This window comes from Serratia sp. CY74737 (assembly GCF_052166775.1).
GTDB classification, from domain to species: domain Bacteria; phylum Pseudomonadota; class Gammaproteobacteria; order Enterobacterales; family Enterobacteriaceae; genus Serratia; species Serratia ureilytica.
Genome location: NZ_JBJNOF010000027.1, coordinates 1 through 16215, shown reverse-complemented (window position 1 = coordinate 16215; position 16215 = coordinate 1). Strand labels below are relative to the sequence as shown.

Annotated in this window: 15 protein-coding genes and 2 pseudogenes; 10 read left to right on the top strand and 7 right to left on the bottom strand. The window is 54.6% G+C overall.

Annotated features, from left to right (window positions below; all coding sequences use genetic code 11):
- Positions 1-636 precede the first annotated feature (636 nt).
- From ACJ8PE_RS24880 to ACJ8PE_RS24870, 3 genes are all read left to right on the top strand, one after another.
- Positions 637-1416: an ABC transporter ATP-binding protein gene (locus ACJ8PE_RS24880; RefSeq protein ID WP_033641721.1), complete on the top strand. Its 780-nt coding sequence runs from the start codon at positions 637-639 to the stop codon at positions 1414-1416.
- Between the two features lie 111 nt (positions 1417-1527).
- Positions 1528-2220 carry an MgtC/SapB family protein gene (locus ACJ8PE_RS24875; RefSeq protein ID WP_019453282.1) on the top strand — a complete coding sequence of 231 codons (693 nt, stop codon included), beginning with the start codon at positions 1528-1530 and terminating at the stop codon, positions 2218-2220.
- A gap of 27 nt (positions 2221-2247) precedes the next feature.
- On the top strand, positions 2248-3132 hold the full coding sequence (locus ACJ8PE_RS24870) for a LysR family transcriptional regulator (protein WP_033641720.1): 885 nt from the start codon (positions 2248-2250) through the stop codon (positions 3130-3132).
- Positions 3133-3136: 4 nt separating this feature from the next.
- Here the strand turns inward: ACJ8PE_RS24870 and sfnG are convergent, their stop codons facing one another.
- Complete coding sequence (gene sfnG, locus ACJ8PE_RS24865; protein ID WP_025305137.1) at positions 3137-4231, bottom strand: dimethylsulfone monooxygenase SfnG; 1095 nt, start codon at positions 4229-4231, stop codon at positions 3137-3139.
- 436 nt (positions 4232-4667) lie between these two features.
- On the opposite strand from sfnG, the gene ACJ8PE_RS24860 reads away from it, so the two are divergent.
- The 4 genes from ACJ8PE_RS24860 to ACJ8PE_RS24845 all read left to right on the top strand — a co-directional run bounded on the left by ACJ8PE_RS24860 (position 4668) and on the right by ACJ8PE_RS24845 (position 9732).
- Positions 4668-6848, top strand: a complete 2181-nt coding sequence (locus ACJ8PE_RS24860; protein ID WP_072626654.1) for a carbon starvation CstA family protein — start codon at positions 4668-4670, stop codon at positions 6846-6848.
- 217 nt (positions 6849-7065) lie between these two features.
- On the top strand, positions 7066-7269 hold the full coding sequence (locus ACJ8PE_RS24855; RefSeq protein WP_004953088.1) for a YbdD/YjiX family protein: 204 nt from the start codon (positions 7066-7068) through the stop codon (positions 7267-7269).
- A gap of 21 nt (positions 7270-7290) precedes the next feature.
- Positions 7291-8253, top strand: a complete 963-nt coding sequence (gene yjiA, locus ACJ8PE_RS24850) for a GTPase (RefSeq protein WP_197793868.1) — start codon at positions 7291-7293, stop codon at positions 8251-8253.
- A 576-nt stretch (positions 8254-8829) separates the two neighbouring features.
- A complete protein-coding gene (locus ACJ8PE_RS24845; RefSeq protein WP_060438142.1) occupies positions 8830-9732 on the top strand; it encodes a LysR family transcriptional regulator in 903 nt (300 codons plus the stop codon).
- Here ACJ8PE_RS24845 and ACJ8PE_RS24840 read toward each other — a convergent pair.
- From ACJ8PE_RS24840 to ACJ8PE_RS24830, 3 genes are all read right to left on the bottom strand, one after another.
- Entirely contained in the window at positions 9716-10714 is a 999-nt protein-coding gene (locus ACJ8PE_RS24840; protein ID WP_197760282.1) for an amidohydrolase family protein, read from the bottom strand. The two genes, ACJ8PE_RS24845 and ACJ8PE_RS24840, sit on opposite strands and share 17 nt — an antisense overlap.
- Positions 10715-11225: 511 nt before the next feature.
- Complete coding sequence (locus tag ACJ8PE_RS24835) at positions 11226-11651, bottom strand: putative T6SS immunity periplasmic lipoprotein (protein ID WP_197760283.1); 426 nt, start codon at positions 11649-11651, stop codon at positions 11226-11228.
- An 11-nt stretch (positions 11652-11662) separates the two neighbouring features.
- A complete protein-coding gene (locus tag ACJ8PE_RS24830) occupies positions 11663-12196 on the bottom strand; it encodes a hypothetical protein (protein ID WP_060438145.1) in 534 nt (177 codons plus the stop codon).
- 400 nt (positions 12197-12596) lie between these two features.
- On the opposite strand from ACJ8PE_RS24830, the gene ACJ8PE_RS24825 reads away from it, so the two are divergent.
- The 3 genes from ACJ8PE_RS24825 (at position 12597) to ACJ8PE_RS24815 (ending at position 14390) form a co-directional block, all read left to right on the top strand.
- Positions 12597-12839, top strand: a complete 243-nt coding sequence (locus tag ACJ8PE_RS24825; protein WP_072268986.1) for an ash family protein — start codon at positions 12597-12599, stop codon at positions 12837-12839.
- Positions 12734-13042, top strand: a complete 309-nt coding sequence (locus ACJ8PE_RS24820; protein ID WP_197793867.1) for a hypothetical protein — start codon at positions 12734-12736, stop codon at positions 13040-13042. Before ACJ8PE_RS24825 ends, ACJ8PE_RS24820 begins: the two co-directional genes overlap by 106 nt.
- A 229-nt stretch (positions 13043-13271) precedes the next feature.
- A complete protein-coding gene (locus ACJ8PE_RS24815) occupies positions 13272-14390 on the top strand; it encodes an HNH endonuclease (RefSeq protein WP_197793866.1) in 1119 nt (372 codons plus the stop codon).
- A gap of 62 nt (positions 14391-14452) precedes the next feature.
- Here ACJ8PE_RS24815 and ACJ8PE_RS24810 read toward each other — a convergent pair whose 3' ends face one another.
- The 3 genes and pseudogenes from ACJ8PE_RS24810 to ACJ8PE_RS24800 all read right to left on the bottom strand — a co-directional run.
- Positions 14453-15739: an McrC family protein gene (locus tag ACJ8PE_RS24810; RefSeq protein WP_197793865.1), complete on the bottom strand. Its 1287-nt coding sequence runs from the start codon at positions 15737-15739 to the stop codon at positions 14453-14455.
- Positions 15732-16100, bottom strand: a pseudogene (locus ACJ8PE_RS24805) (restriction endonuclease); the annotation flags it as partial. The gene ACJ8PE_RS24810 and the pseudogene ACJ8PE_RS24805, both read right to left, overlap by 8 nt.
- Before the next feature lie 12 nt (positions 16101-16112).
- A pseudogene (locus tag ACJ8PE_RS24800) lies at positions 16113-16215 on the bottom strand (integrase); the annotation flags it as partial.

The window sequence follows — 16215 nt, the reverse complement described above, 5'->3', positions numbered from 1 at the left end:
GGCGCCGGCGCCGACGACATTGTCGAAACCGGCATCATGTATCAGTTCTGACCCGATACCGGGCGCAGCGCGCGCTGCGGCCGGTTCATTATTTGTCTTGCGCCCGCCCTGTTATTCTCTCGTTTAATTCAGGTTTATATTTCCATAAAATAGCGCCTATATTCATTCTCATGATTTTCGTTGACGCCCCGTTTAATAAATAAAGAAAAACTTTCCCGTATTCATATTAAATTACATTTTGCCGCGATAATTCCGCCTAACCACATTGAATCACAGGCAATATCACGCGTATTATGGCCACACGAAAAATAACGGGGAAATGATATGGACGGCGACAGTTGGTTGTTTATTTTATTGTTGGAATCGCTGAGGTCACAGGAGCAATAGTCATCCCATTGCATCCTGAAAGTGTCAGGATATGCGTCAGTTACCACATCCCTTCGCTTTACCCCTTCAGCGCATGGCCTCCGCGCACGCCGCTCCGGCGCGCCTGACAGGCTAATCCTTCCAGCATACGCTTATTAACAGTCCGATAACGCTCAGGCTTATTTGCGCTCGCATTTATTTTACCCCTGCGCGGCGATAACTATCGGCCATTTTTCCATGCTCATATTTTTAATTGAGTGGAGAAACATCATGATGGTAAAAAAAACCACGTTGCTGACGGTTAATAACGTCAGCAAAAGCGTTCAGCCTACCGGTAAAGAAAAACGCCTGGTGCTGAATGAAATCAACCTGCGCCTCTACGATAACGAGGTCGTCAGCATTTTGGGGCAGTCCGGCTCGGGCAAGTCCACCCTGCTGCGCATACTTTCCGGCCTGATCGCGCCGGATCTGGGCACCGTGATGCTGGGGGATAAAAAAGTCTCGGGGCCGAATCCGCAGATCAACATGGTGTTCCAGACCTTCGCCATTTTCCCGTGGCTGAACGTCTACCAAAATATCGCCTTCGGGCTGCAGGCGCAGGATCTGCCGCCGCAGGTGGTCGAAACCCAGACGCTGAAAATGCTCGATCTGGTCGGGCTCGCGCCCTACCGCGACGCCTACCCGCGCGAGCTTTCCGGCGGCATGCGCCAACGGGTCGGCTTTGCGCGCGCGCTGGCGGTAGAACCGATGCTGCTGTTGCTGGATGAGCCGTTTTCCGCGCTGGACGTCTATACCGGCGAACACCTGCGCAGCGATCTGCTGCGCATCTGGAGCACGCGCCAGATCAAAACCCGCTCCATCGTGCTGGTGACCCACAGCGTAGAGGAAGCGGTGATGATGTCTGATCGCATCCTCCTGCTGGGCGCCGGCACCCTCGACGGCTGCTATCACATCGCGCAGCGCCGCGAGACGCGCACCCGCGAGGGGATGCAGCCGCTGACGGACAAAATCAGCGAGACGCTCAGCCGGCAGATCGCCGCCGCGCACTGAGCGCCGCCCTGGCCTGGCGGGACGGATCCCGCCAACTTAACTACCTGTTTATCAAGAGTCACCCCGCCACGGGTGGCTCATGATAAGCGGATAATACATCGAGTTATTATCATGCATTTCATTCATACACTGCTGACGCTGCTGACCGCGTCCGTCCTGGGCGCCGCCATCGGCTACGAAAGACAATTCCGCCAGCGCACCGCCGGGCTGCGCACCAATACGCTGGTGGCCACCAGCGCGGCGATCTTCGTCCACCTGGCCATGACCATCGACGGCAGCGGCGGCGCGGTGCGCGTCATCTCCTACGTGGTCTCCGGCGTCGGCTTTCTCGGCGCCGGGGCCATCATGAAAGAAGGGATGAACATCCGCGGCCTGAACACCGCCGCCACGCTCTGGGGCTCCGCAGCGGTCGGCGCCTGCGCCGGCTGCGGCCTGTACGGCGATGCGCTGGCCGCCACGCTGTTCGTGCTCGCCGCCAACACCCTGCTGCGCCCGCTGGTCAATATGGTCAACAAACAGCCCTTCAATGACGTTAACGGCGAATCCACCTACCAGATTTGCGTCATTGCCTTCGAGCATGAACAGCGTGAAGCGCTGGCCAAATTCAAACAGGTGCTGCAAGGAGAAAACTGCTTTATCTCGCATCTGGATATCGAACCCTTTGGCGACGACGACGTGGAGATCACCGCCACGCTGATGCCGGCCTCCGTCACCACGCCGGTGCTCGACCAGACCATCAATAAACTGCTGAACGACAGCATGATGAAACAGGCCTATTACAGCCGCATCGCCGGCTCCGGCTAATGCCGTTCACTTCCAGGGAGATCCACCATGAAAACCATGCCGAAACTGGCTCATCTGACGATGTTCAAAGACATCGTTCACTGCGGAAGTTTGCACGATGCCGCGAAAAAACTGGCCGTCTCGCAACCGACGCTAAGCCGGGTGCTCAAAGAGCTGGAAATGTCCATCGGCGCGCGGTTGCTGGAGCGCAGCAACCGCGGCGTGCGCCTGACGGCGGTCGGCGAGCTGTTTTACCGGCGGATAGACGCCGCCACCAATCAGTTGCTCAGCGCGTTTGACGAGCTGCGCGGCATGAGCGCCGGCGGCGAGAAGCGCCTGCGGGTGGGGATGAGCGTCGATCCGCTGCTGTGCTACCTGCCCCAGGTGCTCGAAGGCTTCAACCGCCGCTACCCGCATACCCGGGTGACGGTGGTGGAAGACGGCCCGGAAGGCCTGCTCGCCCGGCTGAGAAACTGCGAGCTGGATTTGGCGGTCAGCAGCCTGAACGGCGCGGCGGGCGGCGCCGATCTGGCCATGCAGGCGCTGAAGAGCGAGCGCTTCTCGCTCTATCAAGGGGGCGACCTGACCGCCGCCGGGCAGCCGCCGGCCGAAGCCAAATGGGTGGTGCCGCGATCCTGCTCGGTGGGGCACGCCGCCATCCGCGAGATCGCCGAGCGTTACACGCCGCACGGCCAGATCGTCGAGACCGACTCCTTTCTGGCGACCTGGTGCCTGGTCAGGCAACAGGGCTATATCGCGCTGCTGAGCGATCGGGTCGTCGCGCACTACGCCCCGCAGCTGCACCTGCAGAAAATCCCGACGCAGGGGATCGACATCAGCGCGCGCTTTTATGTCTTTACCCGCCATGAGCCGGCCACGCCGCCGCTCAGCGCCGCCTTTATCCACCTGCTGCAAACCCTGCAAACGGGTTGAACGCTCAGGCCGCCGCCCGCTGGCGCTCCAGTTCGCGCACCAGCGGGATCACTTCGCGGCCGAAGTACTCCACCTCTTCCTGGAAGTGCAGAAACGCCAGCAACAGCAGATCCACCCCGGCGTCTTTCAACGCGATGATGCGCTCGGCGATCTGCTGCGGCGTGCCGATCAGGTTGGTTTTAAAGCCGTCGTTATACTGCACCAAATCTTCGAAGGTGGACTTGGCCCAGTTGCCCTCGCCCTCGGGCGAGGCCGCCCCGGCGTTTTTCACCTCGTGCCCGAAACCCTGCACCGCCTCCGGGTTGGCGTGATCGATGATCTCCTGCAGCACCGCCTGCGCCGCCTGTTCGCTTTCGCGGGCGATGACAAAACCGTTCACCCCCACCTTCACCCGATGGTGATTGGCCTGCGCCTTGCTCTGGATGTCCTCCACCTGCCGGCGAATGCCCTCCACGCTGTTGCCGTTGGTGAAATACCAGTCCGAGACCCGCGCCGCCATGTCGCGCGCCGCGCGTGAGCTGCCACCCTGGAAAATTTCCGGCAACGGCGCCAGCGGCTTCGGCTTCAGCGAGTAGTCGCGGAAACGGTAGAAATCGCCGGCGAAGGTGAAGCTGGGCTCAGTCCAGATGCCGCGCAGGCAGCGGATAAACTCTTCCGAGCGCAGGTAGCGCTCCTCATGATCCAGCCACGGCTCGCCGATGGCCTTGAACTCGCCGCGGAACCAGCCGCTGACAATGTTCACCGCGATGCGCGCGTTGGAAAGATGGCTGATGGTGGCGATCTGTTTGGCCGCCAGCGTGGGGTTCCACGGCCCCGGCAGCAGTGCGGCGATCACTTTCAGCTTTTCGGTGGCGTCCAGCAGAGCCTGTGAGAACGACACCGATTCGTGCTGGTTCTCCGCGCCGTAACCGGCGGTGAAGCGGATCTGGGTAAGCGCGTAGTCGAAACCGGCGCGCTCGGCGATCTGCGCCAGCTTGCGGTTATAACCGATGTCCCAACCGGTGCGCTGCGGGATATTGCTGATCACCAGGCCGCCGGAAACGTTCGGCACCCAGTAGGCGAACTGAATCGGCTGCTGCGAGTGGTTTGCTGCTGACATGCTTCTCTCCCTCTGACCGTCGGCGCCGTTATGCGGCGCGCATATAACCATTATTGATTTCCAAATATTGAAAACCTTGTTTTGGTTATAAAACCGATAGCAGGATGCGTGCCAACCGCCACGTTAAGGCATCTGGCTGAAAAACCGGGAGTTTAAAGCCGACGGGTACGGGCGGGTGCTGCATTGGCAACAGCGGCTGACGGGCGGCTGTTGGTTATGCAACAAACCGCTCACCCCGCCAATCCAACCGTTCACCCGGCGGATCTGACCGCTGACCGAAATACGCCTGTCTTCCCCCCTAACCCCCGGCGATGATGAGCTGTTCCTAAACCCGCCTTACCTCGGGAAAGACGCTACGGCTCGCCGCGCCACTCTGACATCTCTTACAAGCGGATGAGTTCATTCATATTTTGCAGACTGGAATTAAGGATACCTCATGAAACGAGAGGGGATTTTAAAGCACATTCCGTGGATGCTGCTGGGGATACTCGGCGCAGCCTGCCTCGGCGTGGTGGCGCTGCGCCGCGGCGAACACATCAGCGCGCTGTGGATCGTCGTCGCTTCGGTGGCAGTGTATCTGGTGGCCTACCGCTACTACAGCCTGTACATCGCCACCAGGGTGATGAAGCTGGACGCCGGCCGCGCCACCCCGGCGGTGGTCAACAACGACGGCCTCAACTACGTGCCGACCAACAAGAACGTGCTGTTCGGCCACCACTTCGCCGCCATCGCCGGCGCCGGGCCGCTGGTGGGGCCGGTGCTGGCCGCGCAGGTCGGCTACCTGCCCGGCACGCTGTGGCTGCTGGGCGGCGTAGTGCTGGCGGGGGCGGTGCAGGACTTTATGGTGCTGTTCATCTCCTCGCGCCGCAACGGCGCCTCGCTCGGTGAGATCATCAAAAAAGAGATGGGGCCGATACCGGGCACCATCGCGCTGTTCGGCTGCTTCCTGATCATGATCATCATCCTGGCGGTGCTGGCGCTGATCGTGGTGAAAGCGCTGGCGGAAAGCCCGTGGGGCGTGTTCACCGTCTGCTCCACCGTGCCGATCGCGCTGTTTATGGGCATCTACATGCGCTACCTGCGCCCCGGCCGCGTGGGTGAAGTGTCAATCATCGGCATCGTGCTGCTGGTGGCCGCCATCTGGTTCGGCGGCGTGGTGGCGCACGACCCGTACTGGGGCCCGGCGCTGACCTTTAAAGACACCACCATCACCTTCACGCTGATCGGCTACGCGTTCGTCTCCGCTCTGCTGCCGGTGTGGCTGATCCTGGCGCCGCGCGACTACCTGGCCACCTTCCTGAAAATCGGCGTGATCGTCGGGCTGGCGATCGGCATCGTGATCCTCAACCCTGAGCTGAAAATGCCGGCGGTGACCCAGTTCGTCGACGGCACCGGCCCGGTGTGGAAAGGCACGCTGTTCCCGTTCCTGTTCATCACCATCGCCTGCGGCGCGGTCTCCGGCTTCCACGCGCTGATCGCCTCCGGCACCACGCCGAAGCTGCTGGCCAATGAGACCGACGCGCGCTTTATCGGCTACGGCGCGATGCTGATGGAGTCCTTCGTCGCCATCATGGCGCTGGTGGCGGCTTCCATCATCGAGCCGGGCCTGTACTTCGCCATGAACACCCCGCCGGCGGCGCTGGGCATCACCATGCCGGATCTGCACCGCCTGGGCACCGAAGACGCGCCGATGATCATGGCTTCGCTGAAGGACGTGACCGTGCACGCGGCGGCGGCGGTCAGCTCCTGGGGCTTCGTCATCAGCCCGGAACAGATCCTGCAGACCGCCACCGACATCGGCGAACCTTCGGTGCTGAACCGCGCCGGCGGCGCGCCAACGCTGGCGGTGGGCATCGCCCACGTGTTCCACCAGATCATTCCGGGCGCCAACATGGGCTTCTGGTATCACTTCGGCATTCTGTTCGAGGCGCTGTTCATCCTGACCGCGCTGGACGCCGGCACCCGCTCCGGCCGCTTTATGCTGCAGGATCTGCTCGGCAACTTCGTGCCGTTCCTGAAGAAAACCGACTCGCTGGTGGCCGGCATCATCGGCACCGCCGGCTGCGTCGGGCTGTGGGGCTACCTGCTGTATCAGGGCGTGGTGGATCCGCTCGGCGGCGTGAAGAGCCTGTGGCCGCTGTTTGGCATCTCCAACCAGATGCTGGCCGCCGTGGCGCTGGTGCTGGGCACCGTGGTGCTGATTAAGATGAAGCGCGCGCAATACATCTGGGTGACCGTGCTGCCGGCGGTGTGGCTGCTGATCTGCACCACCTACGCGCTGGGCCTGAAGCTGTTCAGCGACAACCCGCAGCTGGAAGGCTTCTTCTTCCTGGCCGGCGAGTACAAACGCAAAATCGCCGAGGGCGGCGCCGAGCTGAGCGCCCAGCAGATCGCCAACATGAACCACATCGTGGTGAACAACTACACCAACGCCGGGCTGAGCATTCTGTTCCTGCTGGTGGTGTACAGCATCATCTTCTACGGGGTGAAAACCGCGATGGCGGCGCACAAGAACCCGAAACGCACCGACCAGGAAACGCCTTACGTGCCGGTGCCGCAGGCCGCGCCCACCGACGGCGTAACTGAGGGGGAGGTCAAAGTTTCGACCCAGCATTGATGTGATTTAACGGATACCCTGCATAATAACGTTAAGTAGTACCCAAAGCCGCACGGCCTGTGCATCGCAAGATGTCAGGCGTGCGGCGCGATGCAATCGAGATACCCGGGGCGACCCGGAGGTGGGGCATCCCTGCGGGAACCCCATCCCCCGGCTTCCCCTAATATCAGGCTAAAGCAAGCGCTGTAGTGATGCAGGGTAGAGTTGGAGAAGGCTTATGTTCGGAAATCTCGGCCAGGCGGGGAAGTATCTCGGGCAGGCGGCGCGCATGTTGGTGGGCGTGCCTGACTACGATACCTACGTCCAGCACATGAAAGACAACCACCCGGACAAGCCGGTGATGACCTATAAAGAATTTTTCCGCGAGCGTCAACAAGCGCGCTACGGCGGCGACGGCAAAGGCGGCATGCGCTGCTGTTAACCCGCAGTCACAAGGATCCGTATGAAACCCATCGCAGTCACCATCCTGACCGGCTTTTTGGGCGCCGGCAAAACCACCCTGCTGCGCCACATCCTGAACGTCGACCACGGCTATAAGATCGCGGTCATCGAGAACGAGTTCGGCGAAGTGCCGATCGACGACGCGCTGATCGGCGATCGCGCCAGCCGCATTACCACCCTGAGCAACGGCTGCATCTGCTGCAGCAAGTCCAACGAACTGGCGGACGCGCTGCTGGATCTGCTGGACGGCGTCGATAGCGGCCAGCTGGCGTTCGATCGGCTGATCATCGAATGCACCGGCATGGCCGATCCCGGCCCGATTACCCAGACCTTTTTCTCGCACGAGATCCTGTGCGAGCGCTTCCTGCTGGACGGCATCATCACCCTGGTGGACGCGGCGCACGCCGACCAACAGCTGAGCCAGTTCAGCATCGCCCAGGCGCAGGTGGGCTACGCCGACCGCATCCTGCTGACCAAAACCGACGTGGCGCCGGACTGCGAGGCGCTGATCCAGCGGCTGCAGCGGATGAACGCCCGCGCGCCGGTCTACAAGGTGACGCACGGCGATATCGATCTGAGCGTGCTGTTCGACATCGAAGGCTTCACGCTGAACGACAAGCTTAACCTGACGCCTGCCACCCCGCTGTTCCGCCGCATCCCGCAGCCGCAGAGCGACATCCGCTCAATTGTCGTGACGCTGGAACGCCCGCTGCCGCTGATGCAAATCTCCGACGTGATGGAAGGCCTGCTGCTGGAATACGCCGACAACCTGCTGCGCTACAAAGGCATTCTGTCTATCGAAGACGAACCGCGCCGCCTGCTGTTCCAGGGCGTGCAGCGGCTGTATAACGCCGACTGGGATCGGGAATGGCTGCCTGAGGAAGAGCGCAAGAGCACGTTGGTGTTTATCGGTGTGGATCTGCCGGAGGAGGAGATTCGGGAGCGGATTGGGGGGTTGGGGTAAGCAGGGTTTGACTGTTGGGGCCTGTGGGTGGGCTCCAACGACTTGCCTGCGTTTGAGCCGTTCCCGCTTTTGCTCTGCCTTTCGTTACCACCTAGCAAAAAACGCTCAAGTGGCGGCCAGTTTTAGCGGGCCACCGCAAGCAGCACGTATCCCCCCCTTCGGTGATTATTTATTCGCATGATAGCGAATAGCACTGAAGAACGCGCCGATACTAGTCATTATCCATTTTAAAATAGAGAATAATTTTAAAACGAGGCTACATAATCCTCTTTTTTACGCAACCCATAGCCCCTCCCTATGCAAGGCATACTGTGCTTCTTAAGATGTTAAAATAACAACCTGGTGTAATAGAACGACACCTGCTCGTATATTCTGAAATGAGGATAATCGCTCAGCAAGCCCAGGTAATATTATCTATTTCTCAAAAGTGAAGGTAAACGGCGGCGGTAGTGATGCATTACGCTAATATACCCAGCAACGCAGGCCACCTATTTCAATTAAGAAATATTTTTTGGCAACTACCGCTTGAGACAACGCGCCGTTTTTTCACGAATAAATAAGGTGACTAGATAAACCATGCGTAAAGAACTGGATTTGAAAATGCTCTATTTCTTTCGTGCTCTCTATCTGAGCGGCAATGTCTCTTCGGCTGCCGATCAGTTAGATCTGAGCCAACCTTCGGGTAGCCTGCTGCTTAAGCGCTTGCGGGAAGAGTTTAACGACACGCTGTTTGTCAGGGTCGGACAAAAGATGGCGCCCACACCAGGTGCGCAGCAAGCATTTTCCACCATATCTACGATTTTAGATCTGCTGGATAATCAGCTCATTAGCTCATTGCCTTTCGATCCCCGCACCAGTCAGCGAAGCTTTACCATCGCAATGGCTGATATAAGCCAAATTGCTCTGGTTCCCCGCCTGCTTGATATATGTAAACGCCAGGGGGCCACCCAAATTAAATTTGCCATCAGGCATATTGATGACAATATTTACTCTGCGCTAGAGTCCGGCGACGTAAACCTTGTAATCGGTTATCTAACCGATATTCCGGAAAGTTTTTACCAACAGAGGCTGTTTGATGAACACTATGTTTGTCTGAGCAGCACGACACATCCGCGAATCAGACAAGCACCAACACTGGCGTCATGGCTTAAAGAACAACAGGTCATGGTGCAGTGGGACGGTACCGGGCATGCAGAGATGGAACGCTACCTGGCACGCAGTGGCATTCAACTGCGCACTAAAATGCTGCTCCCTAGCTTCTTGGGCGTGGGAAACATTGTAGCCAGTACTGAGTTGCTGGCGACGGTTCCCGGACAAGTTGCCACCTGGTGTGCGGCGGCATTTTCATGTGTTGCCTGGCCATTACCCATGCACTGCCCTTCTTTCACCATTCGCCAGGTATGGCACCAGAGATATCATCACGACCCGGGTCTGATCTGGCTACGCCAACAATTAGCTCAACTCACTCAGGCAGGGTGAAGACTCGACGGGCATTACCGTACGCAATACTCTGTTTAACATCGGCGTCCAGGATTAATGGATCGAACCAATCAGCCGCCTGGCACATATCCTCATAAGGATAATCAACAGAAAACATGACCCGATCCTTTCCCATCACTTCAATGGCGTTATGCAGGGCACTGGTCGTGAAGTGACCACTCGTCGTGACGTAGAAATTATTCGTCAGGTAATCCGTTAAGGGGTGCTGGTTGATTCCCAGACCGATGCCCTCAAACTGTTTTTCCAGACGATGAGCCGTGCGCGGTAACATAAATGTCAGCCCCTCCCCAAGATGCCCAAGGATAATGGTAATATTCGGATAGCGATCGAATAATCCACTCATCATCAGACGAATCGCGTGTACTGCGGTTTCCGTTGCAAAACCCCAGGCTGAACCGACCAAGCTTTCATAGCCGCGATAAATTCCACAGGCGGCAGGCAGTGGCTCCCTGGGGTGCAGATAGACAGGCACATTAAGTTCACTCACTTTCTGCCAAAATACTTCTACCGCAGGATCATCCAAATAGCGCCCCTCCTCGATGCCGTTCATATTGGTATAACCGTTGATCAATGCCCCCTTCATACCCAGCTTTTGCACCGCCCTTTCCAGTTCATCCGCAGCCGCCTGAGGATTTTGTAGCGCCACCGTCGCAAAAGCACTGAAACGATCGGGATGAGGCTGAACAAAATATTCGGCAATATAATCGTTGGTGCGGGTTACGAAATGAGTTGCCGCAGCAGCATCAAGAATCGACTGCGCCCCCGGCGATGTCAGTGACAAAATAGCATGACGAATGCCACAAGCATCCATATCCTTTAAGCGCAGTTCGGTTTCCAAAAGGCGTTTTTCAACATTATCCATATAATTACGGCCATTTCGCAGCGCTTCGCCTTTTGAATCCCACAAGCGATTATTTTCCTGGGTAGAGACATGTTCTTCTAAAGCAATTTTACTTTTCATGAGTGATACCTCGCATTCGGGATGACATTCCAGAGACTACGACGAGTTACGCATGTCGGCTATATAGCAAAACTGATAGCCATCATTAAAATTCTATATAAAAGAACTGCATTGCCGGCTGTTTTAACCATCTCGATCTCAGCGATGTTAACGCCTCAAAACTCGTAGACCTGGCCGCCCTCTCTGCCGAATAGGCGGAAGGGCGATGCCACGGGGTGATGCTGTTTGGCCACTTGCTGCACAAGCACCTACAGCCGGATGCCGAAGGCTGGGAGCGGATGAATCGCTACGCAGCGGATCGAAGAATTTGAATCTGCGGCTCTGCGCCTCATCCAATCGGTATGCCCGCGAGCTTTTCGTCTCCCTGCGGCTGAATGGTGATGCATATTTTGCCCTCACGCAGGTTGGCGGTGGCGGGGTAATCTACGGGGATAGGATCGCCTATTGACGGACAACCGGCGAACAGGAAGGGGAAAGTGAGGGGGAAGATCCGTTTCATTTTGCCTCGGCGTTACCTGCTGCCCTGTGTGATATTTTCAATTTCGTAAGCGCCGTTGAGCTTTGTCACTTTGAAATGAGCGATAAAGGCCCTGCCGGAAACATCCTGCAGATTTCTGCGCCTATCAAGCGGCACAAAATTTAGCCTCATGCTGTAGATATGATTTTCCCGAAACGGATAATCGTTCTGCGTAACGCAAATACCCTTTTTAAGATCCTGATTCCCCACCTCAATCAATTTCTCATCCGTATCACCAGTGAGATAGAGCGTATCTTGCCTTTCGTTTTCCTTTGGTGACGGAGAGATGCAGATATCGCCATTCGCTTTAGCATGGGCAAAGATAGGGATATCTGGCGCATAGCGCTGATCGAGACGATCGCCTACACAGGCGCTTAGCAAAGTCACACCAACAACGGCACAGAACAGTCTCGCCTTCATACCCAATCCTCTTACCTGTAAGGAAAACCGACTAACACTTTCTCATATTTTTCTTTTACTTTTCTCACATCGGCATAGTCATTACCGCTGTAAGTCACTTCCTTACCAAAGCGGTTTCTCCAAACAGCATAACCTGAAGAGGTCAACAAATGATAATCAGCAACGATCTGAGCCTGTTGCTCCATAGCGTAGTTCTTTAGGAGCTTGGAGCCATCCAGTTCATAACTATAATTCGCCAACCAACTGTAGAGACCTCGAGCCTTAACCCACATACCACGCTGGTATTGCCAAACATGAACCATCTCATGGATTAAAAGATGTTTATGACTATAACCTTCCTTTGAGAAATCGGGCACATACCAGTCTCTAAAGTACAGCTCACCATTGGGGGACATCGCAGTGTTTCGATTTTGCAAGCCAAAGGGGAAATAGCTATCGTGATGAACCCAGACTTTTCCATAAATAATTGAACCACCAAATACCAACTTCGCAAGGCCGATCTCGCCGGAGGTTAATAGCCTTAAAGCTCCCTCTGTCTTTTCCATCGTAGTGCATCCCTGTCATTATTTAAAAAACTCACTACCGCAAGCATTAACAAAGAGGTTGAATAATAGCACCCTAGGAACGCAGGATAAATACCCCACCATGTTTTTTACATTCATTCACTTCAATGTGTTTCATGATAACTAAATTCACGCATTTAATAATTCAATTAGAAAATGAATTCTCCAAATTGATTGATCTGAATTACAAATTAAAAACTGCGATCGGCATTCCAATCTCATGAGTAAACAACCTGTAATTCCATACAGCTTATTTTTTCCTTTTACTGATAACGCTATAGTTTTTTCGCTGCGGTAAAATCCGCAGCCGGAGTTAGCGTTCCGAACACTTACACAAGGCAGCATTATGTATATAATGTTGGGGCTTTAAACATCCAGAATTATGGTGGCCCAAGTGGGGGCTTCGCAAGAAGCGCCGGTTTCCTTCGTGTCCGGTAACGCTAACTCCGCTTGGGCTACCACCATGGGTTTAGCGTCTCATGTGGTAGTACGCTTACTACACACTAAGGATAAAGACACATGGAAAATGTCGCCATCACCGACAACACCACAAGTACCCTCACCCTCTACCGCCAACTGTTTAACCACCTCGATCTTAGCGCTTTCAATCCCTCAGAACTTTTAGACCTGGCCGCCCTCTCTGCCGAGCAGGCGGAAGGTCTGTACCACGGGCTGATGCTGTTCGGCCATTTACTGCAAAAGCACCCGCAGTTGGATACCGAAGGCTGGGAGCAACTGAATCGCTATCTCAACGCCACAGCGCATCTGGTTCCTGCGCTGTGTAACCTCTATGGGCGGGCGTTGCGGAAGATGGAAGCCTGCGGCTAACGTAAATGGCAATAAGGGCGATGCTCATCGCCCTTCCCACCCACGATTTCCAATAGATCTGACTGACATATCACAACAAAAACATTCATCAAGGTAGGCATTCCCTTCCCTACCTGGCATAGTTAACGCATTCGGTAAATCGATGAGTTAACTGCTGGGTATTGATGCATACTGCTCCCGTCAGCAAGCACATTGCCCAGAGCCTACTCGGCAATGTGAGGGAGTGGTTTTGGCAACTGCAATAGAGGCGTTATCTTCAAAAGAATCCGTTTTAAAAGCCATCGAAGAATATAAAAAACTTGGCCGAGATGAATTCTTAAAACAACATGAAATAAAACGATTTAAAAAATACACCCTTCATTATAATGGCGAGAAGTACGACATCCGCGGCATTGCCGCTAGAGCATACAGTGAGCAGCATGGCTATCCGTTTAAAGGAATCAACGCCGATAGCGGAACAGAAAAAGCCATCCAATTTCTCAAAGATCTCGGTTTTGAGATCGTCGAAACGCCGCATCCTTTTGATTACTTAACCGAAGGCAAACTGTACACACGCAAAGCGCTTATCGAGCTCTACGGCGGGCAGTTGCAAGGCGGTATCTGGACCCCGCGGGAATTCCCGGTAATCTTTATCTTCACCGGAGAAAGCGGCGAAACCTACGGCTATAAAGATGGATGGACAGCCGAAGGGAGCTTCTCTTATACGGGGGAAGGCCAAAAAGGCGATATGGAATTTATTCGTGGCAATAAATCCATCCGCGACCATAAAAAAGACGGCAAAGACATCTTCCTATTCGAAGACAACAAGAAAGAAAAAGGCGTCCGCTATCTTGGCATGTTTGAGTGCGACTCTTGGGATCATATTCAGTGCTTAGACTTAGAAAATAACATGCGCCAAGGCATCACCTTTAATCTTTTCAAAGTTTCGTCACTGCACGCGATTGAAGAAGAAGCAGAAACCGATGAAGCCGATACGCAGACAGAGACGCTCGAACAGTTACGCAAGAAGGCACTGCAGTCCTCAAAGCAATCAGGCCAGCGCCAACAGAGCGACAGCAAAAAATCTTGGTTCAAACGCAGCGAAGACGTAAAAAAATACGTGCTCAAGCGCGCCAATGGCATCTGCGAAGCCTGCGACCAACCGGCACCATTCAAGAAAAGAAATGGTGACCCCTACCTTGAGCCCCACCACACCAAACGCTTGGCCGACGAAGGCCCCGATCACCCGCAGTGGGTGGGTGCCATCTGCCCAACTTGCCATCGCCGGATTCATAGCGGGGTGGATGGGAAAGAGGTGAACAAGAAGCTGATGGTCAAGTTGGAGTTGAAAGAGGCTGCATATAAATAGCCAGCATTAATACAATGCTTTTAGGACCGAAACACCCCGTGTTGCCTTTTGAAAAGATAATCCTAGATAAAGGGATTATCTTTTCCCCACATCATTTTCTGCCCACGCTTTGCAGAGATCTGATACGGAACAACCCATAACCTGAGTGTGTCTGAAAATGCGAAATGCTGTCGGACTGGGTGATTGAAGTCATCGTGCGCAGGATAAATTAAATACATATCTCCTGAGCCACCAAGATACTTTTGGCCATAGGCAAACATTTGGTAGAGATCGGATTGAGCAATGCCATAGAGAGGTTTTTCCTGCGAGTTGTTATTAATCAGCTTCCATTTGGTATCTAGCACCATTTTGGTACTGACCGGATGACGTGATTGAATCAACAAATCTGGGCGCAGCTTAAAACAGTCCCTCTCACCATGTTTAACCAACGAATAGCTCGCTGCCTGAGGCTTCACCTTGAAGCCATCCGGCAATTCGTCAGCAAGCGTTGACGCGACAAAAGACTCAAATACCGCCTCCATCGGGAACAAGAGTGACAACGCTTTAGCATCACCCTGTAGAGCACTGGGGCTCATACCCTGCAATAACAACTGCGCCCACGCCAAAGGCTCGTGGTAATGAGCCATACCGCGTTCCAAACGCAAACTCGATATGTCACCTTTTATATCTCTACTCGACGGGATACCATCAAAAGCAAAACGTAATTCCTGTAACCAACGTTGATTATCAGAGGACAGGCTCAGGTTACCCAACTGATAAAGTGCAGAATGTAATAGCCTATTGGCCGCACAATCAGGTAAATAATCATCGTAATCAAGATAGAATTTATGACGGTTCACTACGTTATGGCGTAACTGCGCTGACAGCATCAACTTGCCCTTCATAAAGGGCAAGTTAGCCTGTTCTTTCACGTAATCTGACCGCAGTCCCTGCTTAAGTAGCTGGCTAACGCTATGCAAAAACTGGTTGATAAAGATCTCCAGTAAAGGCATTCGTTGCGCATGAACTGAAGCCTGCTGGGTTTGAATATGCCTAAATCCAGACAGATGACTTAGCATAATCAGTAGCGTTTCGCGCGCTTGCTCTAACGTAAGGTTTTTGCCTATCTTGGGCAGGATCTCCAGTTGCAGGCCATAGGGGGTATAGAGTATCCCTGCGTAATTCTGTACCTGTAGCAATCGGCGCCCAGAACGTGAGGTGAACTTAAGCAGCTGGCTTCCTTTCTCACTAGTCAAGCTAAGCGATTCTAAATAATCAAAAACCTCAGGAGGAAGAGGAACAGCGCCAACCAGCGACTCTTTTTCAACGCCTAACAGGTCATACTCAAAAACAGAGATCACCTTACCCATTTTGTACAGCCTGGGTGGCTTCTTCAGGTTGATAGATCGCACGGTAAGCCTGCGGCAAATCCCAGACTTCATGCTCAAACGCTTTCAGTTCGTAGGCGGTTGATTGCTGATCGTGGCGCCGTAAACCATGATCGGCACCAAAAAGAATCTCCAGATCGTCGCTTTGCTCCATCACGAATTGGAGGCTGTCGTTTTGTTTCTGATTATCTGCCAGCACCAAACGGATTTTGTTCCAGTCATCAAAGAAGTATTCCTGCAATAAGGGGATGATCTTCTTCTGGAAGGTCGCCTTCAGCTGTTTAAATGCCAAGTCTTCATCCTTCGCATCACAGGCTTTTTTAACTGGCATAAAGAAGGTGTAAGCATCCCGGCTTTAGTTCCATGCACTTTTTGAGATATCCGGTGTTTCAGCCATCAGCCGGTACTCTGCCGGCGTCAGGTTGTTCAGGGATTCATGAGGCCGCTCGTTGTTATAT

Excerpts from the sequence above, each read along its gene's own strand:
- ACJ8PE_RS24880 (WP_033641721.1), top strand. The coding sequence starts at position 637 with ATGATGGTAAAAAAAACCACGTTGCTGACGGTTAATAACGTCAGCAAA.
- ACJ8PE_RS24875 (WP_019453282.1), top strand. The coding sequence starts at position 1,528 with ATGCATTTCATTCATACACTGCTGACGCTGCTGACCGCGTCCGTCCTG.
- ACJ8PE_RS24870 (WP_033641720.1), top strand. The coding sequence starts at position 2,248 with ATGAAAACCATGCCGAAACTGGCTCATCTGACGATGTTCAAAGACATC.
- sfnG (WP_025305137.1), bottom strand. The coding sequence starts at position 4,231 with ATGTCAGCAGCAAACCACTCGCAGCAGCCGATTCAGTTCGCCTACTGG.
- ACJ8PE_RS24860 (WP_072626654.1), top strand. The coding sequence starts at position 4,668 with ATGAAACGAGAGGGGATTTTAAAGCACATTCCGTGGATGCTGCTGGGG.
- ACJ8PE_RS24855 (WP_004953088.1), top strand. The coding sequence starts at position 7,066 with ATGTTCGGAAATCTCGGCCAGGCGGGGAAGTATCTCGGGCAGGCGGCG.
- yjiA (WP_197793868.1), top strand. The coding sequence starts at position 7,291 with ATGAAACCCATCGCAGTCACCATCCTGACCGGCTTTTTGGGCGCCGGC.
- ACJ8PE_RS24845 (WP_060438142.1), top strand. The coding sequence starts at position 8,830 with ATGCGTAAAGAACTGGATTTGAAAATGCTCTATTTCTTTCGTGCTCTC.
- ACJ8PE_RS24840 (WP_197760282.1), bottom strand. The coding sequence starts at position 10,714 with ATGAAAAGTAAAATTGCTTTAGAAGAACATGTCTCTACCCAGGAAAAT.
- ACJ8PE_RS24835 (WP_197760283.1), bottom strand. The coding sequence starts at position 11,651 with ATGAAGGCGAGACTGTTCTGTGCCGTTGTTGGTGTGACTTTGCTAAGC.
- ACJ8PE_RS24830 (WP_060438145.1), bottom strand. The coding sequence starts at position 12,196 with ATGGAAAAGACAGAGGGAGCTTTAAGGCTATTAACCTCCGGCGAGATC.
- ACJ8PE_RS24825 (WP_072268986.1), top strand. The coding sequence starts at position 12,597 with ATGGTGGCCCAAGTGGGGGCTTCGCAAGAAGCGCCGGTTTCCTTCGTG.
- ACJ8PE_RS24820 (WP_197793867.1), top strand. The coding sequence starts at position 12,734 with ATGGAAAATGTCGCCATCACCGACAACACCACAAGTACCCTCACCCTC.
- ACJ8PE_RS24810 (WP_197793865.1), bottom strand. The coding sequence starts at position 15,739 with ATGGGTAAGGTGATCTCTGTTTTTGAGTATGACCTGTTAGGCGTTGAA.